The sequence below is a fragment of the Pseudomonas sp. F-14 TE3623 genome (assembly GCF_053629015.1).
Window position 1 is genome coordinate 2,215,723 of sequence record NZ_JBRJHM010000001.1, and the last position, 24,731, is coordinate 2,240,453.

Here is a 24,731-nt window from a genome sequence, read left to right on the forward strand (position 1 = left end):
GCTCCCGGTGCGGCTTATCTCTCCCTAACCCCCTTTGAAGGCTTCTGCCCTGCTTTTGAGTCTGGAGCGGTAGCTCAGCCGCCGTGAAAAGATCTGCCTTGTTCAGTCGTAATTTCAGACGCGTCCTGTGAGATACGTCTTTTTTTTTAGTAGAAAGTTTCCGCGCCCTTGAACCGAAAACGATATGCGGGGTCTGGTGTGCGCGTAGTTTTGCGCATCAGCAACGTGAGCGTTTTGTGGGAGTAAGCCGGTATATGGCTATTCGTCCGCTCGCGAGCGTGCTGTCATTTCCGTATCGAGGGATCGAACATGTTCTCACCCGCCCATTGGGCGAGGTTGTGCCTGGCTTTGCTGTGCCTTTCTCCGCTAACGCTCGCTTATGCTGCGCCAACCCCCGGTGACACGGACCTGATCCGTGAGCGTCAGGACCGCCTGCTCGAAGAACAGCGCCGACGTCTTGAGGAGCTCAAGGACCTGCCCGGCAAGGAGGCGAAGCCTACCCAGCCGACGGCCCCTACCGACAGCCGTTGCTTCCCGATCAAGACCATTGAGCTCAAGGGCGCCGATGCCCTGTCCGAGGGCGAGCGTCAACGTCTGCTCAAGCCCTTTCTCAACCAGTGCCTGGGCGTGCCGCAGCTTAACCAGTTGCTCAAGGTCATCACCAACCACTATCTCGAAAAAGGCCTGGTCACCAGCCGCGCTTATCTACCGCAGCAGGATTTGTCCGGCGGGCATTTGAGTGTGCTGGTAGTGGAAGGGCGACTCGAAGGCTTGAAAGGCGCCGAAAACAGCAAACTGTCGGACCGCGAGTTGGCGATGGCGTTTCCCGGTAAGGCCGGCGACTTGGTCAACCTGCGGGAGATCGAACAGATGGTCGATCAACTGAACCGTTTGCCATCCAACCGTGCGCAAATGGAACTGACACCAGGGCAGAGCATCGGTGGCAGCGAAGTGCTGGTCAATAACTCTGCGCAGAAACCCTGGCGCGTCGGCCTCTCGCGGCATAACGATGGGCAGAAAAGCACCGGCGAGCAGCAATGGGGAACCGCCCTGGACTGGGACAGCCCTTTGGGCCTGGCTGACCAACTGGCCTTGCGCGGCGGCCACGATGCCATCAGCGACCATCAGAAAACCTCGCGCAATGCCATGCTCTATTACAACCTGCCGTTTGGCTGGTGGAACCTGAGCTACACCTACAGCCAGAGCGAATACCGGGCGCTGGGCCAGGCCAACGGCTTCAATTTCAAGCAGAGCGGCGACAGCCAGAACCATCAGTTGCGCCTGGAGCGGGTGATTCATCGCGACGCGGTGAGCAAGACCTCGCTCAACACCGGGCTGGCGTACCTGCGCACCAACAACTTCATCGAAGACAGCAAACTCACCGACAGTAGCAATCGCATCACCGAGGCGCAGTTTGGCATCAACCATGGGCGACGGGTCGGCAATGCCTTCGTCAACCTCGACCTGGGCCTGCAAAACGGCATCGGCGCCCTCGATGCCCAGGGCGATCACGAGCCGGGGCCTGGGTTGCCGGATGCGCGCTATCGTAAATACACCGCCACCCTCAGCTATTTGCAGCCCTTTGTGCTGGGTGGCGAGTCCTTCAGTTTCAGCAGCCTGATGACCGGTCAGCGCAGTGAAGACGTGCTATTCAGCCCTCAGCGCATGAGCTTGGGCGGACAATCGTCGATCCGTGGTTACAAGGACCAGTCCTTGTCCGGCGACAGCGGTGGCTACTGGCGCAATGATCTGCGCTGGAGCCGTCCCGTGACACTGGAATGGCTACGCCCGGTGTTCGCCGAATACGGCACCAGCCTCGGTTACGACCAGGGTGTGATTCGTGGCGATCGCTACAACGGCGATCAGCACGGGCGCATGTCGAGCAACTCACTGGAGTTGTTTGCCCGTGGTGAGCACCTGAGCGCCAGCGTCACCTTCGCCCATTCCCTGGAACGCCCGGATGCCCTGACCGAGCGCGAAGCGCCGATCTATTTCCGCGTGGATTTCTTCCTCTAAATTTTGCTTTAAACGAGATTCGATCATGGACGTTCGCCACTACGCCTTCCTCGCTGGCCAGCCCTCTGCTGCGGTCAAAAAACGCGAGCACTTCTGGGGCATGCCCAAGCGCGGCCTGGCGTTCCTGTTGGCCAATGTCATGTTCTGGCAGCCGATGTGGGCCCAGGCGGATGGCATCGTGGTCAGCGCGCCGGGCACCAGCCTCGGCCAGGCCGGCAATGGCGTGCCCATCGTCAACATCGCCAAGCCCAACGGCAGCGGCCTGTCTCACAACCAGTTCAAGGACTACAACGTCGGCAGCAACGGCGTGATCCTCAACAACGCCACCAATACCGCCCAGCCCACACAACTGGGCGGGATCATCCTCGGTAACCCGAACCTCAACGGCACCGCCGCGCAAACCATCCTCAACGAAGTCAACGGCGGCAATCCCAGCCAGTTGCGCGGCTACACCGAAGTGGCAGGGCAGTCGGCCCACGTCATCGTCGCCAACCCCTATGGCATCACCTGCAATGGCTGCGGGTTTATCAATACCCCAAAGGCGACCCTGACCACGGGCAAACCGATCATCGAAAACGGCCAGGTGGGTCGCTATCAGGTGGACCAGGGCAGTGTCGCGATTGAAGGTGCGGGTCTGAACGCCAACAACGTCGACCGCTTCGAAATCATCACCCGCAGCGCCAGGATCAATGCCGAGATCCAGGCCAAGAACCTGACCATCGTGGCCGGGCGCAACGACGTCAATGCCAATACCCTCGATGCCACCGCCCGCGCCGATGACGGCAGTGCGAAACCAGAACTGGCTATCGATTCCTCTGCCTTGGGCGGTATGTACGCTGGCGCGATCAAACTGGTGGGCACCGAGGCCGGGGTTGGCGTGAAGCTGGACGGCAAGATGGTCGCCAGTGGGGGGGATATTCAGCTGGATGCCAATGGGCATTTGAGCCTGGCGCAGACGGCTGCTGCCGGTGCCATCGACATCAAGGCCAAAAGCCTGGAAACGCAGGGGCAAGTGTACGCCGGTAGCCGCTTGGACGTGAAGACACAGGGCGACCTGACCAGCCAGAACAACTTGGTGGCGCGCGACAGCATTCACCTGGACAGCGGCGGTAAGCTGAGCAACAACGGCATCATCGAAGCCGGGGTCAACGCCGATAACAGCCGCAATACCACGGGTGATGTCACCCTCACTGCCAAGCAACTGAACAATGGCGGCAAAACCGTCATCGCCAGTCGCGACCTGAATGTCACGACCACTGCGGCGCTGAACAACCAGGGCGGTACGCTCAGTGGACAGCGCAAGACCACCGTCACCGGCAATGTTGTGGATAACCGCAATAAAGGCCGGATCCTGGGTAACACCGAACTGCACCTGAGCGCCGATCAAGTCCTCAATAGCCGGGGCGGCCTGATCAATAGCCAGGGCCTTCTGACTGCCAACCTGGGCCATCTGGAAAACAATGCAGGTGAACTCTCGAGCCTGAACAGCGCGACCCTGGTCCTCGGCAGCCTGGACAACCTGACTGGCCTGGTCATGGCCGGTAAAAACCTCGACATCACCAACGCGGGCGCGATCAACAACCAGGGCGGCGAGTTGTCCAGCCAAGGCATCGTGACCGTGCGCACCGCCAGCCTGGACAACCGCAGCAAAGGCACCGTCGCCGCCAATGGCAAGCTGGTGGTCACGGCGACCGGCAAGGTCAATAACGCTGACCAAGGCCTGATCGCCAGCCGCAGTGCCGGCGTCGAGCTCAAGGCCGCCAGCCTGGACAACGCCAGGGGCACGCTGCAAGGCAAGGGCCTGGTAACCGTGGATGTCTCGGGCGATATCGATAACCAGAGCGGCAGCATCATCGCTCAGGACGCCAACCTGAATGTCTTCGCGACCAACCTGGACAACCGGGGTGGCGTGCTGTCCAGCGTCAAGGCCGCGCTGGAGGCGCGGGCCACGGGTGTGCTGAAAAACGGCTATGACGTGAACCGTCAGGGCGGCACGATCCAGGCTCAAGGGCTGAACATCAAAGCCTTGGCTGGGCTGTTCAACGACGGCGGGCGCCTGGCCGCACAAGCCGGCGATGTCGTGATCACCAACGCGGCTGCGGATATCAATAATCGCAACGGCGGTATATATGCCACGGGCAAGGTCCAGGTCATTGGCCGGGACATGGACAACAGCGGCGGCGGGCAGGTCAGTGCCAATCGCATCGACTTTGACCTTTCGGGCGCACTGAACAACAACGCGGGCATCATCGAAAGCCAGGACAGCCTGGATATTCTCGCCGCCAGCCTGAGCAACCGGAAAGGTCAACTGCGCACCTTGGGCAAGAACAGCATGACGGTGTTCAACATTGGAGGTCTGTTCGATAACAGCGACGGCACCCTGGAAACCGCCAGTAATGATGTTGGTTTAGGTGCGGGCAGTGTCCAGAACGTGGGTGGCAACCTGTTGCACACCGGCTTGGGACTCTTTGGCATCAGCCAGGCCAACCTGGGGCAGGCCGGTGGCCGCCTGGTGACCTACGGCACCTTGAACGTGAAGGCCGACAGCTGGACCAACAGCACCTCGATCCAGGCCGGGCATCTGGTCGTTCATGTCAACCAGTTGACCCAGACCGCCACTGGCCAGTTGCTCAGTACCAATGGCATGGAAGGCCGTGGCATCAATTGGCGTGTTGATGGCCTGATCGGCAGCGATGGAGTTATCGACCTGCAACTGACCGGCGAATATGCAGGTAGCGGCCGCTTGAGCAGCCTGGGTGTCCTGGGGATCAAGGCCGCGCTGATCAATCTGGAGGCGAGCGGCAGTATCGCTGGCGGCGGCAGCACAACCGTCGTGGTCGATGGCGTCCTCAACAGCTACGGTCGGCTGACCTCGGCGGCGGACATGAGCGTCACTGCCGCCACGATCAACAACTACGGCACGCTGGGCAGTGCCGAGGCGCTTGGCGTATCGACCGGCGCCCTGCTCAACGAACACGGATTGATCTTCAGCGGCGGCAATACAAGCCTGCGTGTCGATAGCCTGACTAATCGTTATGCCGATATCTACAGCCTGGGTGATCTGAGCATTGATCGCGACGGCCTCGGCACCCGCGCCCGCAGCATCCTCAACAGCTCCGGCTCGCTGCAAAGCGACGGCAATATGCGTCTGGCGGCCAGCACCATCGACAACGTCCGCGAGGTCTTGACCACCAACGATGCTGGCATCTACACCGCCTCGATCAGGGAAGTGGCCTGCATCGGAGGGGTCAATGCCGGTGATTGCGACGGCCCCAAGGTAAACCACGTCTGGCAGATCATTCAGCGCGATAAGTTCGAAGTCACCGCGGCCAGCGCCGCGTCCAGCATCACCACCGGCGGCAACCTGGATATCCAGGGCGACACCCTGACCAACCGGAGCAGCAGCATCGGCGTCGGCGGCGCATTGACCGCCAATCTCGTCAGCTTGAACAACATCGGCATCGAAACCGGCGAGACCGAAACCTCGCGCACCTTCATGTCCGAACGCACGCGCCACCCGCGTGGCTGGCGCGCCGCCGCGAATGACTTCACCAACAAATACTGGCTGCAGAGCCCCGGTTACAACGCCAACGACCTGGGAGGCCTCGAAGCGGCGATGAGCCGCTTCATCGGCATGACCGAGCGCGAAATCCCTTCGCTTCGCACTCAAACGGCCTCCACCGATAGCCAGACCTACGCGGCCATTATCCAGGCTGGCGGCGCGGTCGATATCCGCACCCAGGGCAACGCCGACAACCGCGTCGTGCGTGGCGGCTACAACTACGTCGGCGCCGGGCCGCGTACCGACACCCAGTCCGACAATGCCTTCTCGACCCGCATCAGCGTCAATCGGCAGCTAGCCCCGAACCTGACCCAACAGCAGGTCGATCCGCTGGCCTTGCCGGGTTTTGACTTGCCAACCGGGCAAAACGGCCTGTTCCGCATGAGCGGCGACGGCTCGACCACGCCGACCCGGGGCGCCGGCCTGCTGCAGGTGCGCGGGCTGGCTGACCGTTCGATGAGGTCCAATCCGCACAAGTACCTGATCGAGACCAACCCGGCGCTGACCGACATGCGCCAGTTCATGAGCTCGGACTACCTGCTGAAAAACCTGGGCTACGATCCGGACCTCGCCGCCAAGCGCCTGGGTGACGGTTTCTACGAACAGCGGCTGATCCAACAGGCGGTGATCGCCCGCACCGGCCAACGCTTCCTCGACGGCCAGACCTCAGACGACGGCATGTTCAAGTACCTGATGAACAACGCCATCGCCAGCAAGGACGCCCTCCACCTGTCCCTGGGTGTCACTCTGACCGCCGAACAGGTTGCGGCCCTGACCCACGATATCGTCTGGATGGAAACCCGGACCGTGAACAACGAACAGGTTCTGGTACCGGTGTTGTACATGGCCCAGACCAACAACCGCCTGGCGGCCAATGGTGCGTTGATCCAGGGCGCTGATGTGAGCCTGATCGCCGGTAAAAACCTGAACAACGCCGGCACCCTGCGCGCCTCCAGCAACCTGAGGGCCACCGCTAACGACAGCCTGGTCAACAGCGGCTTGCTGGAAGCGGGTAATCGGCTTGAGGCGCTGGTGAGCAATAACCTCACTAACCGGGCCGGCGGCATTATTGCTGGGCGGGATGTCAACGTCGTCGCCCTGGCCGGTGACGTGAGCAATGAACGCACCATCACCCGCCACGCCAGCAGCACCGGCTACAAGACCGAACAACGCGACTTTGCCGACAACGCGGCGCGGATCGAGGCGAGCAATGATCTGACGCTGGGTGCCGGACGGGACATCGCCAACATCGGTGGCGTGCTCAAGAGCGGCAACGACACCACATTGCGCGCTGCCCGGGATCTGAAGATCACCGCCGCCGAGCAATCGGACAGCAATACGCGCGGCGCCAATCATCGCGATTCGAACATCACTCAGCATGGCTCCAGCGTGACTGCCGGGCGGGATCTTCAGGCCACTGCGGGCGGCGATCTCAAAGTGGTTGCTAGCCAGATCGAGGCCAAGCGTGATTTGGGCATGAGCGCTGTCGGCGACCTGACCCTGGCGTCGGCGGCGGATGAACAGCATTCGTATGGCAAGAGCAAGAAGGTCAAGAGCATCGAGGATCATGTCCAGCAGGTGTCCACCACGCTCAAAGCGGGTGGGGATGTGACGTTGAGCGCTGGGCAGGATTTGGCGCTGGTGGCGAGTACGGTCAATGCCGGGGGTGAAGCCTATCTGGTAGCGGGTAAAAACCTTGATCTCAAGGCGGCTGCAGATCAGGACTACAGCTTCTATAGCAAGACCAAGAAGACCTCGTCAGGCAAGAAATTCCGCTTGGATGAAACGGACAGCACCACCCATGTGGGCAGCCTGGTCAGTTCCGGTGGCAACAGCACGCTGGTGGCGGGTGAAAATCTGCTGCTGGCGGGTAGCGCCGTGACCGCCGAGAAAGGTGCGGCGCAATTGGTCGCGGGCAAGGACGTACAGGTTCTTGCCGTGAGCGACTCCGACAGCGCCCGCCATGAGCGTAAGGAGAGCAAAAGCAGCTGGGGTGGGTTCAAGTCGAGCAAAGTCCAGGACAAGGTCGACGAGACACGCACCACTGCGGTGGGCAGCATGGTCTCAGGCGAGACGGTCACCGTCGCGGGCGGCCAAGATGTGAAAGTGACGGGCTCGTCCCTGGTCAGTACTGGTGATTTGGCGGTCCAGGCCGGGCGCGATCTGACCATCGATGCGGCGCAGAACACCTTCTCGCGCACCGATATGCACAAGGAAAAGAATCGCGACCTGACCGGTGTGCTGACCGGTAACAAGCTGGGCGTGGATGACATGACTGGCAACCAGCACCTGTTTATCAACAGCCAGAAGCACAACGGCACCGCTACTGAAGTCACGCTTACCGGCAGCACAATCGGCTCCAGTGCCGGCAATGTGACGCTGACGGCTGGGCGCGAGTTGAGTGTGGTGGCCAGTGATTTGGTCAGTACCAAGGACATGTCCTTGAATGGCGCTGATGTCACCATCGCTGCCGGGACTGAAACGGCGAACCAGACCAGCAAGGACAGCTCCAAAAGCTTGGCCGTGGGCCGCGTGATCGGCGGGATGGTGGTCGATACTGTCAAGAGCATCCGTAATGACGTACGGGCCGCGCAACAGGCCGATGACAGCCGCTTGAAGGCAGTTAAAGCCGCGCAGGCGTTGCTTTCGACCTACAACGCAATGAGCGGCGATGACAGCGCGGCCAATGAGTCGGACGGCAGGCCCGCTAACAGCAAAGGCTCTGTGATCAAGATTGGTACCGAACTGGCTTCTACACGCAAGAAAAGCACCAGCGAATACAACGCCGAAACAGTCAAACAATCGACGCTCAACAGCGGTGGCAGCCTGGCCATCGTCGCCACTGGCAACGCGCCGGCTACCAAAGGCGATATCCATGTTATTGGCAGCAGCATCAAGGCCAACGACACCCTGTTGCTAGCGAAAAACAACATCACCCTGGAAAGTGCTCAGGATCGAAGAAACTGGGATAACCAGAACACCACCAACAAGACCAGCATCGGCGCCAGTTTCAACATTGGTGAGCAGTTCGGTTTCACCCTCGACCTTGGTGCAAAAATGGCCAAGGGCATGGGTACCGGTCATGACGTCACCCAAGTCAACAGCACGGTAGACACGGGGCTTCTGGTTCTAAAAAGTGGTCAGGACACCACGCTGACGGGCGCTCAAGTGCGGGCTGATGCTATCAAGGCGGATATCGGTGGCAACCTGAATATCGCCTCGCGCCAGGACGAGGCAAGCCAGAAGAACAAACAAACCAGCGGTGGCGCGGGCGTGAGTATTTGTGTGCCTCCGTTCTGCCTGGGGTCGATGGTATCGGGCTCTGCCGAACTTGCTGGCAGCAAAATGAACAGCGATTACCGGGGTGTCACCGATCAGACCGGCTTATTTGCGGGCAAGGGTGGCTACGACATCAACGTTGGCAAAAACACCACGCTTCAGGGCGCAGTGATTGCCAGTGAAGCCAACGTCGACAAAAACTATCTCAGCACTGGTCGGTTGTTGGTCAGTGACATCAAAAACAAAAGCGATATCAAAAGCCAGGCCGCGAGCCTGAGTTACTCCGGTGCCACCGCAGGATTTGACGACGCCCGCTCCGGCGTCGGCGGAACGATACCGTTGATGCTCACGGATTCCGACAGCAGTAAAACCCGCAGCGCAGTCAGCCCAGGAACCATCACCGTGCGTGATGCTGCCGGGACGAACGATCTTGTCGGCTTGAGTCGCGACACCACCAACGCCAACAAACATATTGATCGGCCTGACGAGAAGGCGATGCAGGAGCGGATCGACCTGATCCAAAGCTCGGCGCAGTTGTCTGGCAGCGTGATCAATATGGTCGCTGAAGCCAAGATGAATGAGGCGCAGAAATTACGCAGGCAGGCCGATGCCCGGACCGACGCGGGTTCGTCTGACGCCGCTGAAACAGCTCGGGCAGCCGACGCTGCGTTCGCGGAGGCCAAGAGTTGGCAGGTCGGTGGCGATAAAAAAATGATGGCCGATATCGCTTCTGGCCTGATCGCCGTCGGCTTGGGCGGTGCAACGGGCGGGACTGCGGTTGGGATTGTAGCCAACATATCGTCCAGTGATATTTCCAACAGGATCGGTACGTTTGCCGACGCTCAGAAAAATAGAAAGGGCATCGATAGCACCACCAAAGCCGCGTGGGCTGAGGGCGGCGCGGCACGCATCTTGTTGCACGCGTTGGCGGGCGCCGCGATAGGGTTGTCCAGCGGCAATGTGGAAAGTGGTGCGCTTGGGGCTGGCGCGTCTGCGGCACTGATGCCAACCATCAGTGAAGCGCTAAGTGGTAGCTCGCTGAATGAGAAAGAGCAAAACGCGCTGGCCACGCTAATTGCGACGGGTTTGGGGGCTGCGCTTGGTACAGGAAACGGAGTCAGCGGCGCGGTGGTTGCGGGCAGCGCCGCGGCCTCGGTTGACCTCTATAACCGCCAGTTACATGCCATCGAGGTCAATAGAATAAAGGCGCTAGCCGGTAAGTTTGCCAAAGATCAGGATATTTCCGTCCAGGAGGCGGAAGCCAGACTGCTTGCCCAGGCTCAGCAGAATGTCGACAAGGACTTCGCTACCGACCATGCAATGGTTGATACCGGTGCGGTCGTCTTTCTACGCTCCCAGGCAGACACATTTGTCGACGAAAACGGACGCGTGATGTTGATGTTTGCGCCGGGCGGCAAAGATGCTTACGAAAACGCCGGGATGTACGGCCACACATGGAGCCAGTTTACAAACGAGCAGCAGGCGATGTTGAGCGCCGCGTCAAGCAAAACCCAGTCTCAAAAAGAAAGCGAGATATGGGACGCCACGCGCAGTACTGCTCTTGGCGGCTTGGGTAAAGGGATCGTGAATTACCCTAGTGACTCCGTAAACGGCATTATCGACTTCGGAAAGCAGCTTTTTCATGTTGACGGTGTGGGCAATGAGGTTGTTGGAGTACCTCTGGACTACAGCAATGAGGTAGAGCGGGAGATTGCCAAGGGTACGCAGCATCTGATAGACAATGCGATGACGATGTTGGGAGCAGCGTGGGCCTCTGTTAAAGGTGCAAAAGCACCTGCCCAGATCGACAGTCCGCCCGTGAAGAATGGATGGAAGGTTGGTGATGATGTTTATAATCAAACGGCTAAAGGTAACGACCCTTCTTGGTCTGCTGTCCGGTCTAGGTTTTGGAAAAACGAGGCATCTGCTCCCGATGCTGCGAGTACATATGGATCAGAGAACCTTGATCGAATGAGTAAAGGGCTCGCACCGCAGCGATATAACGCGGATAAAGGTGGAGTTGAGTCTATGGAGTTGAGTCACGAACCCATTCCTGCTCGGGATGGAGGGAAAGACTTTGTTCCTCGTTGGCCGCAAGATCACGCCGCTGTCGATCCTTACCGAAAGCCAGGATATTGATAAATGACGGAAACACTGTCTTCAATTTTTCAGCGGACTCGAGGGGCTCCTATTGAAGTTGCTGAGGGGCTTGCGCACCCGATTTTTCAAAAAAAGATTAGGGCAGGCCGAAGCAGATTCTTGGCTCGAAGGTTGAAATCATCTAAACAGCTGGTGTCTGGACTGCGTTTAAAAGTGGTAAAGGGCGAGCTAGAAGTAAATAACCAGCGTCACTCTGAAATAATTTTATGGGCTGATACTAGCCCGGAGTCAGTTTTTTTTACGGTGGTGTCCAAAAAAGCTTGCGAACTAAAGGTCTGGAATGTATGGCGTGTGAACGATATCGTGCAGGCTTGGGTTGGGAACGCAGGAATTGTAATAAGTGAGGAGGGTTGCATAACAAAATTGGAGTGTAGTGGCGGCACTGAGGTAGTCGACTTTTCTACTTTGGTTTTCCAGATCGAGTCGATTGATTAATATTCACTACTCGGTGCAAAAGGCATTCCCTCTATTCCTGACTCAGGAGCAAGCAGTGCAGCTAATGCTGCTAGACTCAAAATGCAAATGGTTGCTGAACAGGCGGCCGGAGAAAGGGCACCTACACAGATCACTAGCTATTCAAATCACGCATTGGAGCAATTTGCAGGAAGGGATGGCGGCATTGGTGTTAGCCCGTCTGCACTCAGTAGTGCTTGGTCTAGCCCTCTAAAAATTTAATATGTCCCTTCAAAGTACGGTCCAACATTTAGGTATACGGGGACGGATGCAGTCATAGTGGTCAATGCTGAAGGTGAAGTGGTCACCGGTTGGGGGAAATCGTCTTAGGGGACTGGAAAATGAACAGGGTCTTAACAAGCGCCCAATGGCAGCTTTTAGTTGCGTTGTGCTTTCTAGCGGGAGAGCTCCAACTGGAACTAGCTGAGAAATTACTTCATGGTTCATTATCGTCAAGTGAAATAGACGAGCTATGCGAGTTGATTTTCAATGAGTTCCTGATGAATGGCATAGAGGAGAGCTTTGAGCCGAATAGTTATGGCCTTGAGCTAGAACTGCTTTTGGATGCTATCAACAGAAGGCGTGGTCAAGGGCGTTAGTGTTTTGTAATTTTTCGGCTCTTTGGTTGGTGCAAAAGATGTGGTGCCTGACCTCGATACGCTTCGTACAACGCACACGGCAGAGATTGATAGCTTCAGCACGTTCAAGACGTATGGCGTTGATCGAGGAACTGCTGATAGCTATTTGTCCACATTCCAAGGACAGCAGCTTTTAAGGGAGCTTAGCGCCGCTGACCCAACCGCCGACATAAGCAAAATATATGCACGGGCAGTAGACCAGTTGGGGTCTGGATCAGGTAAGCCGGAACTGCTAACTACAAATTCACCGTTGGTTAAGATTGTTCCTCAAGGGCAGACGGTTTCCCCATATTCGCCATTTTTCACGACAGCGGCTGATCTAGATGCAGCTTCAAAATCTGGGTATAGCCTTGCTGATTATTTTGGTTTACCTGTAAGGAGTGAGGCGCAGTTGTATGATATTTATCAGATTTCTCCAAGTGGTCCGGCGACCGTCTTTGTGAGCAAAGTTGCTCCGACGACTGAGCTTGGAGGGTTGGTATCAAGACCTGGCGGCGCGATACAATATGTTGTGCCAAATCGTGGCCCGTGGTCACTCCCAACGCACATAGGAACATTGAAAATTAAAGGAGACTGAAAATGGATCAAGTACTACTAGCCAAGAGCGCAGAGAAATTGGAGCAACTTCTTGCTCAATATTCGTCTGTTGATGCCGAGGTCAGCGATTTGTTTGATGCGCTGTCAAAATTGATCAACGATGCTTGTACAGGAAAAATTGTGGCTCCCATTGAATGGCGGGACGTTCCAGGGGCATATAATTTTACCGAGGGTGGTCTACGGAAGTATGATGATCTTGAGACGGCTTATGCCGAATTTAAAATAGAAGTAACCGGAGGCGAAAGCCCAGTGATAAAAAGTCTTCGTTTGAATGCGGCTACCAAGTCGTAAGGTCCGCTTGTTTGAGTGCCATTCGGTGCAAAAGGCGCAGATGAGGTTGCTTCTATAGGCGGAAAGACTTGTGTTTATAACTGTGTTGTTGATGGCGTGACTCGTTATGTTGGAGTAATCGACGACATAGTTAAGCGTGGTCAAGCTCATCTCAGAGGAAAAGGTATAGTGATTTCAAAAATCAGAGGGCTTGACAATATTTCTCGTGCTGACGCACGGGCAGTTGAGCAAACACTGATCGATTACCATGGCCTTGGAAAAGATGGCGGCACGTTAATCAACAAGATCAACTCAATATCTTCGGTTAAAAACCAAACTAAGTATGAGCAAGGTTTGATTCGTGGCGCTGAACTGCTGAAGAAAGCAGGATATGAAGGATTTTAAATGGCTAAGAAGATAAAGCTGGGCGACATCTTGCAGGTATTAACCTCGCAGGGTGTTGCATATGCTCAAGTTACTCACAAGCACCCAGAGTTTGGTTTTTTGATTCGTGTTTTCCCAGAATTTCACAATGAACAACCAAAAGATTTTTCGGTTGTGGTTAATGGCGAGCCACAATTTTCTGCATTTTTTGTTGTTCAAAGTGCGGTAAATCAAGGCCTCCTGTCCGTTGTGGCAAATGTCCCGGTTCCCGAAAGTTTACAAGTGTTTCCTATGTTCCGTTCCAGGAATGGCGGGCCGGGTGGTTCTCTTTGGCTGTGGGATGGTAAAGAGTCATTTCGACTCGAAAGAGATTTTAGGCCTGATGAGCTGGAGTATCCGACAGAAGGAATTATCAGCGCGCCATTGCTTGTTGAGCGTATTGAAAAAAACTATAGAGCGGAGACTCATGAGGTCTGGTGAGTGGTTCATCGTTGCGTATTACTCTCAGCACCGGCCTCGCGCCGGTGTTGTTTTATCTGGCTTTTGATTTCCTGGCTTTTATTTAGCCGCCCGCTTGTTCTTTCCCTTTAGTCTCTGGCCCTGCTGCACGGGCAATGGCGCGGCTACCTGGTGTTTCACAATCACCGCATCGAGCAGGCCACGTAGCAGTTCTTGCTCTTCCATGGGCATGCGTGAAAATCGCTTCGAACTGGTAGCGCAGGCGATCATCTGGCCCGCGTTCGTCGGTTTCAAATAGCAAAAAGTCCGAGGTCACGTACAGCGCGATAGCCAGTTTTTTTCAGTGCATCGGCTATAGGCAAGGAGCTACCAGCCTCGTAGCGCTTTATCTGCTGCACATGAATTTCTGTTGCAGGGGGAATAGGGGACAGACCACATTTTTTTGATGGGTAAGCAAAAGTGTGGTCTGTCCCCTAATACTCAGGCCTATAAGGGAGACACGTGGGCGGCAGCTGGCAATATTGTGACGGGGGCGCTGAACGTTGTTGGTTCGGGGGCTGCTGGAGGGGTGAAGGGGGGAATAGTTGGGGGAGGGGCAAAAGGACCTGCGACGGGACTGCTGTCTGGTGAAACCAAAGTAGTGGGGAGCGGTGCACCAGCAGCGAATGATGCGAATTTTATAGCAACATCCACATCCGCATGGACGAGCATCTCGAGTGACGCCCGCGCGGTGGTCCGGGACGTCGAGTACCATTCAGGTGTGTCGATGCCTTCTAATCAGCGCACGCAACTTGCGGATGAGTTGCGTCAGGTTGATCACTCTTATGTCGCGCCGAGAAGTGACTATCAAGCCCTACAGCGTCAATACAATAGCCAGCGGAATAACCTCAAACGTGAGTGGGAGTTGAATACTGGTTTGACATGGCCCAAAACGGCGAGTGGTGTGGATTTTCAAGCGCACCATGTGATACCACAGCAGTACGGTGGACCTAACCAGTGGTGGAATTTGCATCCAGTGCCGGGTGGAAGTGCTCACCAAGGTGGCGTCCATGCCCCAGCAAGTCCAACTACGACAGCGTTTCCGCAGCATCCCCCGAGGCTACCATGAGTATGTACGAAAATTTAGAAGCTTTTAATGCACTGGGACGTGCGCTATTGGAGCGGCTGACTCCTGTTTCTTCAGATGAAGTAAGTATGCTGCGGCAGCAGTGGCCGGCGGCTCCCGACGAGTACTTTGCTTTTATGCAGGAACGGGGGCACGGTGAGATCAAGGAGGACGACTGTGCGCTGCCGCTGTTGACGATTCTACCGACGTTGCATCCTGCTGCGGCAGACTACTTTCGTGATGATGGAATTTATAAAGACGGGCCCTATGAACCGGGCGCGAAGGGCGAGGTGTGGCTGTTCGGCTGGGATAGCACCGGGACTGCTTTCGGTTTCGACAGCGGAGACAACTGGCGATTGTTGGAAGTCGACAATATGCGTTGGATAACGCGACTTGACTTGTCTTTTTGTCAGTTCATCGAAGGGCTGCTGGTTTGTTATCCACAGCGGCCAGTGAGCTTTGCGAATGGAGTTTGGCGCGACTCGGGAGATGTTTCTTACAACGCGCCGGCATAGGCGCAACTTGAGCATATACGCTTAGTTGCTAGCTATACTGGTGTCATTGATGTTTCAGGAATCTGAAGGTGTGCTGGGATACGGAACGAATTCGCAAGCGATTTCCGATGAAATTGACATGCTCGGCAAACTCCATGATGTGGGAGTTCCCACAGTGAATCCTCAAGCTGTGTCCCTCAGGGACGGACCACGATTTTCTAAGGAAGAGGCTGTGTCCCTCGATTAAATGTGGTCTGTCCCTGAGAAATCCCTTCACAACAGTACTAATTGTGTTGTCGTGAAAACCTGTAGTCATATGGCAGACTCAAGAACTTTTGGCGGTAGAAATAGTCAAGAGAAAATAAAATCGGATGGCTCCGATCTTTATAAAGCGGCTGAGGCGGATATAAATACTTGGGTCCCCGTCTGGAGGAGCGAAGGTTGGTCAGTGAGTAAAATAGAAAAAACTCGTGAAGAAATTCATGGTTTGAATAAAAAATTATTTGATGGGATGGGTGTTAAATATGAATCCAAATGATTATGTAGGTCGCCCGTTAATTGGTTTGTTGGCGGAGTTAAAAGATGCATTCCCTTTGGTTGAATATACTAAGGTTGAGCATGATGAGTTTTTGAAGTTGCCAGGGAGTGGCGTTTACTTCCAAGCTGGCAGCGAGGGAGTTGTCGTAGCCTACAGAGTCTATTACCAAGCGGTTGGGGAGTATTACCCTGCTACTGTTGAAACAAAGAAGGCATGCTGTGGGATTACGACAGTTGAAGACTCAGTTGCTTTCTTAGGCCAGCCCGTGCGCGATGTGCCCTCTATACGTATTCCTGGTGTCGCTCCTACCACCCCAGGTTATGAGTTTTTAACTGATGGACGAGTGGTGACGGTGTGCTATGACGCTAACAGTCGTCTTGTTACATATGTTCATGTAAAGAAAGTAAGTTAAGAGGAGCGCGGGGCTTGCAAACATACCTGCACGACCTGGGCTTTGAAGGACTTGGGGTAAGAGTGCCGTCGTTGCATGGCGATCCGCTTAATGGGCTAAAAATGGTGTCCACTTAAACTGATGTGTCTACCATCGCCCTAAGCGTTGAGAAATAGGGGGCAGACCCTGAGGGATCCCCACAAATCTACTCCAGAGCCTGCCCCCGTTTGTCCTATGTACCCTTTCTCTCTGAGTTAGATTTCAATCGGCAGGTTGGGTCAGGTCTCCATCAGCGCCAACAGTCACACTCACCTCTTTGCGTTCACCCGTCGTGGAAATTTCATAAACCTTCATGATGTAGTTATCCGCGATCACCGTTTCGATGAGGTAGTTCTTATGCGGTTTCGGTGTGAATACCAGTGGGGCAGGGCGTTATGGAGTAGCCGAACAATGAATGCATGGGAATACCGTTGAGGGTGGCTATCTGCCTTTTCACCGCAGCATTCACTTTCAGGTTTTTTTCGGCCTCTACTAACTTATCAATACTGTCTGTGCCACCTGCCATGTTCTTCAGGTAACCCGGTATGCGCTGGAAGTAGTTTACATCATAGACAGGCTCGCCAGCGGAAGACATGGCGTACTCACTCGCGTCGGCAGGCCCCAGGGAATAGCTGACCGGATGATCACCTGCGCCGCCGAGGGTGCGGAAGGTAAGGCTTGCATGATGCTCATCCGATGCCAGTGGGGCCACCGGCTTGGAGGAGGGTTGAACACTCGCTTGGCGGCTGCCACAACCGGTCATTACAAAAGCGAGAGTCATTGCTAACGGAAGAGTGAGATATGTTTTCATTCGATCCATGAACTGAATATGGGGTGGATATTTGAGCTTGTGAAGCAGGCCCAGTATATCCAGAGAACCAATGGCTGGGGCGATGCGAGTCAATCCGGGATCTTCCACGGAGGGTACTAGCGGCGCTGTCTCTATTGGAGCGTGAAACGGGCGAACTTATAGTCGCCCGTTTTCATTTACTACACAGCGCGCTCGCCCAAGCCCCTGATTGCTTCCAGTGTCGGATGAATCGGCATAGCAGCGTAAGAAAAATATGCATATTTACGGGAAAACTGACTCCGCCGAGTCTCTTTAATTACCGCCCCCCGTATCTATTGGTCGTCCCGCGAATCAAGGGTTTTTCTTCGAAATATCCCCTCACATTGAAAGACATTGCCTCAAAAATTCCTCATCTACTCTGGTTTCGCAGGTCACTGATCTGTCGTAATCAGCAGTCGCAAGGAGCGATCAATGTATTTTGAGATTTACAGGCAAACCCGTGGTATCGCACAAACCGGCAAGGGCCAATGGCGCTGGCGTTTGCGGGCGGGGAATCATGAAACGATTGCCAGTGGGGAGGCTTACGTCAACAAGTCTGATTGCGTGCATGCCATCAGTTTGATCAAAGGGACTCATGATCAGACCCCGGTCAAGGAGATATAGGCTCCAGGGCGGTGAAGCTGCTCAGTCAGAGCAGCTTCGTTTTTTCGGGCTCCCTGTTTTTATGGATCAGGTCATTTGCCAGCCTGCATAGACGCCGATTACGACACCTCCCTAAACTGTCATCCAAGTCTTGGGGATCGGGGTGCAATGGATGAATCGCAACGAACTGCGCAAGGCCGACATCAACCTGATGGTGGTGTTCGAGACATTGATGCTCGAGCGCAACGTCACGCGAGTGGCGGAGAAGCTGTTCCTCGGTCAGCCGACGATCAGTGCGGCGCTGAACCGCTTGCGGACGATGTTCAATGATCCGCTGTTCATTCGGGTCGGCCATCGCATGGAGCCGACGGCGCGGGCCGAGGAAATTATTCTGCACCTGTCACCGGCACTGGATTCGCTGTCGGTGGCCTTGAGCCTGACCCATGATTTCGATCCGCTCAGCAGCACCATGACGTTTCGCATCGGGCTGTCGGACGATGTCGAGTTCGGTCTGCTCCCGCCGCTGTTGCGTGCATTGCGCCAGGAAGCACCGAAGGTGGTGTTCGTGGTCCAGCATGTCGACTACTGGCGCATTCCCGACCTGCTGGCGTCTGGCGATATCACCGTTGGTATCAGCCAGACCCGCGGGTTGCCCGCCAACGCCAAGCGCAAATTGCTGCGACACATTCAGCCCAGTATTTTGCGTGCAGACGCATCGGATACACCGCTGACCCTCGATGAATATTGCTCGCGGCCACATGTGCTGGTGTCTCACACCGCCAATGTCAGTGGCTACGCCGATGAGTGGCTGGCGGAAATCGGCCGCACTCGTCATGTGGTGCTCTCGGTGCCGCAATACAGCTCATTGCCGGCCTTGCTCGCCGGCACCGACCTGATCGCCAGCCTGCCGGATTACACGGCCGAAGCGATGGCCGCGTCCGGCCAACTGTTCAAGGAACCGTTTCCGTTCAAGACGCCGACCCTGGACCTGTCCATGGTCTGGCTCAGTCATGTCGACAGCGATCCCGCCGAACGCTGGCTGCGCTCGCGTCTGGAGGCGTTCATGAGTGAGCGGCCGATCCTTCCGCTGTGCCAGTGAGTAGGACGGCGCTGTGTTATATGTACGAACTTTCTACCAATCTTCAGGAGCCCTGTCATGCCTCACCTGCACATGGAATACACCGCTAACTTGTCCAAACTGAATGCCGACGTGGCGTTGATGCGACTCAACAATGCGTTGATGGCTTCCGGTCAGTTTGCGTCCGAGTTCGATATCAAGAGCCGTGCAGTGAAGGTCGAGAGCTTCAAGGTTGGCACCGCATTGGGCGAGCGGGCTTTTGTGCATATCAAGCTGGCACTGTTGAGCGGGCGTTCGGCGGAGATCAAGAGGCAGTTGTCGCAAAGCCTGTTGTCAGTGTTGCAGGACTTATGCGAATGGCCGGCCAACGTAGAAGTGCAGTTGTGTGCGGAAATTCTGGATATTGATCGCGAGTCCTACACCAAGACTGCCATCGGCCTCTGACAGGCCTGGTCTTGGGTTCAGAGCAAACCCTGTTCTGCGCAGGCTTTGACCACTTGCTCGCGAAGCCAGGTATTGGCGCTGTCCTGATCGCTGGCTTCGCTCCATTGCATGTCGAGGGTAAATCCTGGCAAGCCCTTTGGTGCTTCGCAATGACTGAATACCGCGTCATTGGCCAGCAGCGTTTGAATGCGCCGCGGTAGCGTCAGGATGAGGTCGGTGCCGGTGATCATCTTGAGGGCTGCCCTGTAGCTGTTGGATCGCGCGATAAGCTGTCGTTTGTGATCGACACTGTGGGTGTCGAAGGTCTTGTATGGAGAGAGCACGTGACGATATTCAATGAACGATCGCAAACTTGGGCGTAATTGCGGCGGGGTTGCGCGTTTATCGAAGACGTAAACCAACTCGTCTTCAACCAGCCTCCGGGATTTGAAGTCAGTGTGGCTGTGTTGAAAGTCGTGACCGAAGCAGATCACCAGATCGAGACTGCCATCGCGCAGTTCATCGGCGGGCAGGGCGGTATCGAGTTTTTGCACATTGACGATCACTGGCAGGTTGGCGAAGTCGAAGTTCTTCAACAGCCGCGGCAGTACCAGCAGTTCGAAGTACTCCGACGCGCCAATGTTGAAGGTGACGGCTTTTAGCGTCGGATCAAAGGCTTGAGCTCCGGAATGGCAGAAGTTGATGCCTTCCAGAATCTTCAGCACATGCTCGTGCATGGTGGTGGCTTTGTAGGTTGGACGCATTCCTGATCGGGTGTTGATGAACAAATCATCTTTGAAGCCGGTGCGCAGCTTTTTCAGCGAATAGCTGACGGTGGACTGGCTGACCCCCAGGGTTTCGGAGACGGCGGTGACGCTACTTTGTTCATACACGGCGACGAACACCATGAGGTCCTGCATATCGAGCTTTCTAAGTAAATTGCTGTTAAGCATCTGCCCCATCCCCATGAACTCCCTGTTCTGTTTTGAATGCGATCTATCCATAAAAGGATAACGGAACGATAGTGCCAGGAGAATGCCTTGTAGGAAGCTTCATTGTCAGATGTGGGACACAACGTGTAGGTAACACGACCTACACATTCAATCGCTGGCCTGAAGAGGGGGCTTTCCGGGATTTTCTGGATCAGCGCGGACTGCTCGAAAGTGATCTGTATCGAGTGCCAGGCGCTGAATATCCCACCGGCCAAGCGCTGAAGTTACGCCCAGACACTTGGCTGCGGTCGGTCAGTAAAGTGAAGTCTTATTACAGCAATCCGTCTTGCGCGCACACGCTGACAATTTGTTCGCGAAACCAGTTATTGGCGCTGTCTTGACCTGGTTTCTCGTTCCACAACATGTCCAGTGTGAAGTTCGGTAAACCCGTCGGTGGTTTGCAATGGCTGAATCTGGCTTCATTACTGATCAGCATCTGGATGCGCCGAGGCAGAGTGAGAACAAAATCGGTTCCGGGGATCATGTTGAGTGCTGCAACGTAACTATTAGCTCGTGCGACAATTTGACGGGTGTAATCCCATTTGCTGAGCCAGCCATCCACCATGTTGGTGTCTGAAGTCCATGGAGTCGGGAAGATATGCTGGCGTGCGACAAAGGTGTCCAGGCTGAACTCGCCCTCTGGAGGCGCAAAGTCTTTATCGACGACGCAGACCAAGTCATCTTCCAGCAGTACTTGTGATTTCAAGTTTTTAGTATTGCGATGAAAATTGGGGCCGAAACAAATTACCAGATCGAAACGGCCATCCATCAGTTCATCGTTAGGGATGTCTCTGTGGAATTTCTGGATATTTACAATGACCGGAAAACTACTGCCGATAAAGCGTTTCAATAAGTTTGGAAGTATAAGAAGTTCAAAGTATTCAGGTGCACAAATATTAAAAGTTATCTCTTTTTGCGCTGGGTCGAATGAGTGTAGTCCGGAATGGCATATGTTTATGCTCTTCAGGATTTTGAGAACATGGCTGTACATCGTGGCGGCTTTGTGTGTTGGCCACATGCCATTGCGGGTATTGATGAAGAGCTCGTCGTCGAAACTCGTGCGCAGCTTTTTCAAGCAGTAGCTCACCGTGGACTGGCTGACGCAAAGGGTTTCGGAGACCTCGGTGACGCTTCTTTGTTCATACACAGCCACGAAAACCATAAGGTCCTGCATATCCAGTTTTCTTAGCAGATTGCTATTAAGCATAAAGGTCCATCTCGGTGAAAATCCATGTGTGTCACGTTACGTCATGTTTTGTGACAAGGTTGTTTATTTATATATTAGTGGAAGCAATTGGTTTTTTAAATAGTCTGTGGGAAATTTCCTCAATATATTCTCGTTCCACTTACAGAGAACCCTGAGCAGGGATAGGAGGGCGAAGTGTTGGTACGAGTCACGGAAAGTCAAACGCCGTTATGGATGCAGGCGACTGAAGTTGTGAAAGAAAAGTTTCGCAGCTCTTATAAGGCATCCGTAGAACCGAGCCCGCAGTATTTTGCGGTCACCCAGGACAGTGAGGAACGGATTCTTTCTTGCGCCGGTATAACTTTTGCGGATGACCGCACACTTTTCTCGGAGCAATACCTGTCGCAACCGATAGAAACGATTCTGTCCCAGCGTTTTGAAAAGATGATTGATCGGTCAGTTATTGCTGAAATAGGCAGTTTGATTTCTCATCATCTGACGGCCGGAATGATCATGGTCAACATGGTTCCGTTGTTGGCCTGGTGCATGGGGGCTCAATATTTGCTCTGCACCGTTACGCCCCGGGTCCGGAAAATGATGGAAAGCTGCCAGATCGATTTCGAACCACTACTCACGGCCGACCCTCAGCGTCTGGCCGACGATGGTGGCAAGAACTGGGGTACCTACTACTCGAAATTACCCGTCACCGGTTTTATCCGCGTGGACCCGAAACGTTCGCGATTCGCCGCTATGACCCTCGGTACTTTGTTCACCCAGTTGCCGAACAATTTGCCGACGAGGGCGCAGTCATGAGCGGTCGTTTCATTGCGGACCTGCGGCTGGCATTACAGATCAATCGTCAGAAGGTCTGCGCTATCGATTGTGCTCCGACCGGCCTGGAACACGCCGCTGTCATGACCTATGGCGAGCTGGAGTCCCGGGCGCTGAATCTGGCGGCAGAACTGCAGCGGCGTTTCGACACGGCGGCTCATGGCGATCACGTTGTGCTGGGGATTGCGACGCGTAACAGCAGTGACTGGTTGATTGCCGATCTGGCTTGCCTGTTTGCCGGAATTACCGCATTGCCTTTGCCGCTGGCGTTCAGTCAGTCCCAGGCCGAGCACCTTGCCGAGCGTTGTGACGGGTTTCTGGTGGATGCCGCAGGCGAGCGGACGCTGGCTGAGCGGTGGAGGCTGGACTTTCCCGACAGCCGCCTCAGACGTATCGACGAACCTGCCCTGGAGCAGCCGTTGTTGCGAGAACCGGACGGCGATAGCGCGTGGATCTGCAAAATCATTCACACCTCGGGGACTACCAGTCGGCCCAAGGGCGTGCGCCTGAGCACGGCGGCGGTGGGGGCGGTGTTGACTTCCCTGCGCCAGTGGATGCCGGTCGATGCCCATCGCAGCTACCTGTCACTGGTGCCGTTGAGCCTGCTGCTGGAACAAGTGACCGCCGCGTATTTGCCGCTGCTGGCCGGTGGGATCGTGCATTTCCTGCCTGAAGGCGAAGCACTGCTGGGGGAACCGGGAATGTCGCCGCAGCGCTTGATCGAATGGATCCTGCGGGTCGAACCGACGGCCTTGACGGTGCCACCGGTGATGCTCAATCGCTTTCACGAGCTATTGACCGAAGGCGGCGCGCAGGGTGAGCGCCTGTCTCGTTACCTGCATTCGGGGGTGCATATCACGTGCGGCGGCGCGGCCGTCAGCATCGATATCCTGCACGCCCTCGCCGAGGATGGTATTGCGGTGTTCCAGGGTTACGGGCTCTCCGAGAACGCCTCGGTCGTCAGTATGAATACCTTGCAACACCAACGTCTGGGCAGTGTGGGCAGGCCGTTGCCGCATGTTCAGGTGCGCATCGGCGCCGACCAGACCATTGAGGTCAAGAGCAGTTCGTTGTTCAGCGGCTACTCGGGCAAAGACCCGAGCGCCTGTTCGATGTCCGACGATGGCTGGATGGACACCGGGGATTTGGGAGAGCTGGATGCTGATGGCTTTCTCTATGTTCGCGGTCGTAAGAAAAATGTGATCTGCCTGCCCAATGGCCGCAACGTCAGCCCGGAACAGGTCGAGCTGGAATACCGCGAATATCCCGGTGTGCGCGATGCCGCTGTGTTTTTCGATGAGGCCCATGGTCTGGTGGCGTTGTTGTGTGTTGAGTCGGCACCGGATCGCGATGAGCTGGCCAGCTGGTCAGCCCGGCGCTTTTCCGACATCGAGCGGCCGAGTCGCCTGTGGTTGCTGACCAAGGACGATCCATTGCTCGAGCAACTCTACACCGTCACCGGCCGTCCAAAACGCGCCGATATCGCTACTGTTTTCGCCAATCTGCAAGGGAATGCATCTGATGAACACACCTGCCTATCACTGTGAAAGCCCCGACGTATCCATTATTGAGCCGCGCCATTTCGCAAGCCTGGGCAAGGCAGAGCTGTACGACTTGCTGGGGCATTACGGTGTCGTCCTGTTACGTAACTGCATCCACAATGCCGAGGATTTCAGCGCCTATGTGAAGCAGAACAGCTCGCGGCTGAGCCTCGACCCGGCTCGCGTCATGGTCGGTGGAGCCGCGCAGTTGGTGGATGCGGGCCGCCAGGCGATCGGTCTGCATTGCGAAAATGGTAACTCACCGTTCTGGCCGGACATCACCTGGTTCTATTGCCAGGAAGCGCCGCGCGCAGGCTCGCAAACCACCTTGTGCGACGGTGAGAAAGTACTGGCGAAGCTGTCATCCGCCTGCCGCACATTTTTCGAGGACAACCCGATTCGCTACAGCCGCACCGTTGCCGGCGACAAATGGCGTCGGCTGGTTTGCCACTATTCGCCAGCGCTCTCGGACCCGGCGGCGGTCAGGATCGAAGATCTGATGCAGATCATCGGCGACGATCCGCAGACACAGATCTCCTTCAATGCATTTGATGATTCGATTCATTACGCCTTCAGTACCCCGGCGATTCTGGTCTCCGAATTCAGCCAGCGTCCAGCGTTTGCCAACAGCATTCTCGGGCCGTCCTTCAACTATGAAGTGCCAGTGATCGATACATCGTCCGGGCAGCCCATTCCCGGCGAATTCCTGCACGAAATTGCCGAGGTTTCCGCGCAATACACCTACCCGGTCGGCTGGCGCGACCATGACATGGTGATGATCGACAACCGTCGGGTAATGCATGGCCGTGAGGCCATCGTCGACGAGCGCCGCCGTATCTTCAATGCCCTGAGCTACCGCTGAG

General features: G+C 55.7%; 20 protein-coding genes. 17 read left to right on the plus strand and 3 right to left on the minus strand.

Going from position 1 to position 24,731, the window contains the following annotated elements; all coding sequences use genetic code 11:
• Window positions 1-309 precede the first annotated feature (309 nt).
• The 11 genes from AB7M29_RS10080 (at window position 310) to AB7M29_RS10130 (ending at window position 16,367) form a co-directional block, all read left to right on the plus strand.
• Entirely contained in the window at window positions 310-2,016 is a 1,707-nt protein-coding gene (locus AB7M29_RS10080; protein ID WP_454246785.1) for a ShlB/FhaC/HecB family hemolysin secretion/activation protein, read from the plus strand.
• Between the two features lie 25 nt (window positions 2,017-2,041).
• Window positions 2,042-10,996: a hemagglutinin repeat-containing protein gene (locus AB7M29_RS10085; protein ID WP_454246786.1), complete on the plus strand. Its 8,955-nt coding sequence runs from the start codon at window positions 2,042-2,044 to the stop codon at window positions 10,994-10,996.
• 3 nt (window positions 10,997-10,999) lie between these two features.
• On the plus strand, window positions 11,000-11,452 hold the full coding sequence (locus AB7M29_RS10090) for a hypothetical protein (protein WP_454246787.1): 453 nt from the start codon (window positions 11,000-11,002) through the stop codon (window positions 11,450-11,452).
• A gap of 359 nt (window positions 11,453-11,811) precedes the next feature.
• The gene (locus AB7M29_RS10095) at window positions 11,812-12,069 is read left to right on the plus strand and encodes a hypothetical protein (protein WP_454246788.1); all 258 of its coding nucleotides are present in this window, start codon (window positions 11,812-11,814) and stop codon (window positions 12,067-12,069) included.
• Window positions 12,070-12,112: 43 nt separating this feature from the next.
• Window positions 12,113-12,685, plus strand: coding sequence for a hypothetical protein (locus AB7M29_RS10100; RefSeq protein WP_454246789.1), 573 nt, complete (start codon window positions 12,113-12,115; stop codon window positions 12,683-12,685).
• Window positions 12,686-12,687: 2 nt separating this feature from the next.
• Window positions 12,688-12,996 (plus strand): hypothetical protein, encoded by a 309-nt coding sequence (locus AB7M29_RS10105; protein WP_454246790.1) that lies wholly within the window; start codon window positions 12,688-12,690, stop codon window positions 12,994-12,996.
• A gap of 15 nt (window positions 12,997-13,011) precedes the next feature.
• On the plus strand, window positions 13,012-13,380 hold the full coding sequence (locus AB7M29_RS10110; protein WP_454246791.1) for a hypothetical protein: 369 nt from the start codon (window positions 13,012-13,014) through the stop codon (window positions 13,378-13,380).
• Window positions 13,381-13,839 (plus strand): hypothetical protein, encoded by a 459-nt coding sequence (locus tag AB7M29_RS10115; protein ID WP_454246792.1) that lies wholly within the window; start codon window positions 13,381-13,383, stop codon window positions 13,837-13,839.
• Between the two features lie 1,083 nt (window positions 13,840-14,922).
• The gene (locus tag AB7M29_RS10120) at window positions 14,923-15,438 is read left to right on the plus strand and encodes a hypothetical protein (protein WP_454246793.1); all 516 of its coding nucleotides are present in this window, start codon (window positions 14,923-14,925) and stop codon (window positions 15,436-15,438) included.
• Window positions 15,439-15,715: 277 nt separating this feature from the next.
• Window positions 15,716-15,955: a hypothetical protein gene (locus AB7M29_RS10125; RefSeq protein WP_454246794.1), complete on the plus strand. Its 240-nt coding sequence runs from the start codon at window positions 15,716-15,718 to the stop codon at window positions 15,953-15,955.
• On the plus strand, window positions 15,942-16,367 hold the full coding sequence (locus AB7M29_RS10130; RefSeq protein WP_454246795.1) for a hypothetical protein: 426 nt from the start codon (window positions 15,942-15,944) through the stop codon (window positions 16,365-16,367). The genes AB7M29_RS10125 and AB7M29_RS10130 overlap by 14 nt, the downstream gene beginning before the upstream one ends.
• A 373-nt stretch (window positions 16,368-16,740) precedes the next feature.
• On the opposite strand, the gene AB7M29_RS10135 is transcribed toward AB7M29_RS10130, so the two are convergent.
• Entirely contained in the window at window positions 16,741-17,289 is a 549-nt protein-coding gene (locus AB7M29_RS10135) for a hypothetical protein (RefSeq protein ID WP_454246796.1), read from the minus strand.
• Between the two features lie 357 nt (window positions 17,290-17,646).
• Between AB7M29_RS10135 and AB7M29_RS10140 the strand changes: the two genes are divergently transcribed.
• From AB7M29_RS10140 to AB7M29_RS10150, 3 genes are all read left to right on the plus strand, one after another.
• The gene (locus AB7M29_RS10140; RefSeq protein ID WP_008074435.1) at window positions 17,647-17,838 is read left to right on the plus strand and encodes a YegP family protein; all 192 of its coding nucleotides are present in this window, start codon (window positions 17,647-17,649) and stop codon (window positions 17,836-17,838) included.
• A gap of 151 nt (window positions 17,839-17,989) precedes the next feature.
• Window positions 17,990-18,916: a LysR substrate-binding domain-containing protein gene (locus tag AB7M29_RS10145; protein ID WP_217856597.1), complete on the plus strand. Its 927-nt coding sequence runs from the start codon at window positions 17,990-17,992 to the stop codon at window positions 18,914-18,916.
• A gap of 57 nt (window positions 18,917-18,973) precedes the next feature.
• The gene (locus tag AB7M29_RS10150; RefSeq protein ID WP_217856596.1) at window positions 18,974-19,339 is read left to right on the plus strand and encodes a 5-carboxymethyl-2-hydroxymuconate Delta-isomerase; all 366 of its coding nucleotides are present in this window, start codon (window positions 18,974-18,976) and stop codon (window positions 19,337-19,339) included.
• 17 nt (window positions 19,340-19,356) lie between these two features.
• Here the strand turns inward: AB7M29_RS10150 and AB7M29_RS10155 are convergent, their stop codons facing one another.
• Window positions 19,357-20,271: a LysR family transcriptional regulator gene (locus tag AB7M29_RS10155; RefSeq protein ID WP_217856595.1), complete on the minus strand. Its 915-nt coding sequence runs from the start codon at window positions 20,269-20,271 to the stop codon at window positions 19,357-19,359.
• Between the two features lie 310 nt (window positions 20,272-20,581).
• A complete protein-coding gene (locus AB7M29_RS10160) occupies window positions 20,582-21,517 on the minus strand; it encodes a LysR family transcriptional regulator (protein WP_217856594.1) in 936 nt (311 codons plus the stop codon).
• A 174-nt stretch (window positions 21,518-21,691) separates the two neighbouring features.
• Between AB7M29_RS10160 and AB7M29_RS10165 the strand changes: the two genes are divergently transcribed.
• The 3 genes from AB7M29_RS10165 to AB7M29_RS10175 are packed head-to-tail and all read left to right on the plus strand — an operon-like array spanning window position 21,692 to window position 24,730.
• Window positions 21,692-22,309, plus strand: coding sequence for a thermostable hemolysin (locus tag AB7M29_RS10165; RefSeq protein ID WP_007898678.1), 618 nt, complete (start codon window positions 21,692-21,694; stop codon window positions 22,307-22,309).
• A complete protein-coding gene (locus AB7M29_RS10170; RefSeq protein ID WP_052966440.1) occupies window positions 22,306-23,874 on the plus strand; it encodes an AMP-binding protein in 1,569 nt (522 codons plus the stop codon). The genes AB7M29_RS10165 and AB7M29_RS10170 overlap by 4 nt, the downstream gene beginning before the upstream one ends.
• Window positions 23,849-24,730, plus strand: coding sequence for a TauD/TfdA family dioxygenase (locus tag AB7M29_RS10175; protein ID WP_217856592.1), 882 nt, complete (start codon window positions 23,849-23,851; stop codon window positions 24,728-24,730). The genes AB7M29_RS10170 and AB7M29_RS10175 overlap by 26 nt, the downstream gene beginning before the upstream one ends.
• Window position 24,731 lies beyond the last annotated feature (1 nt).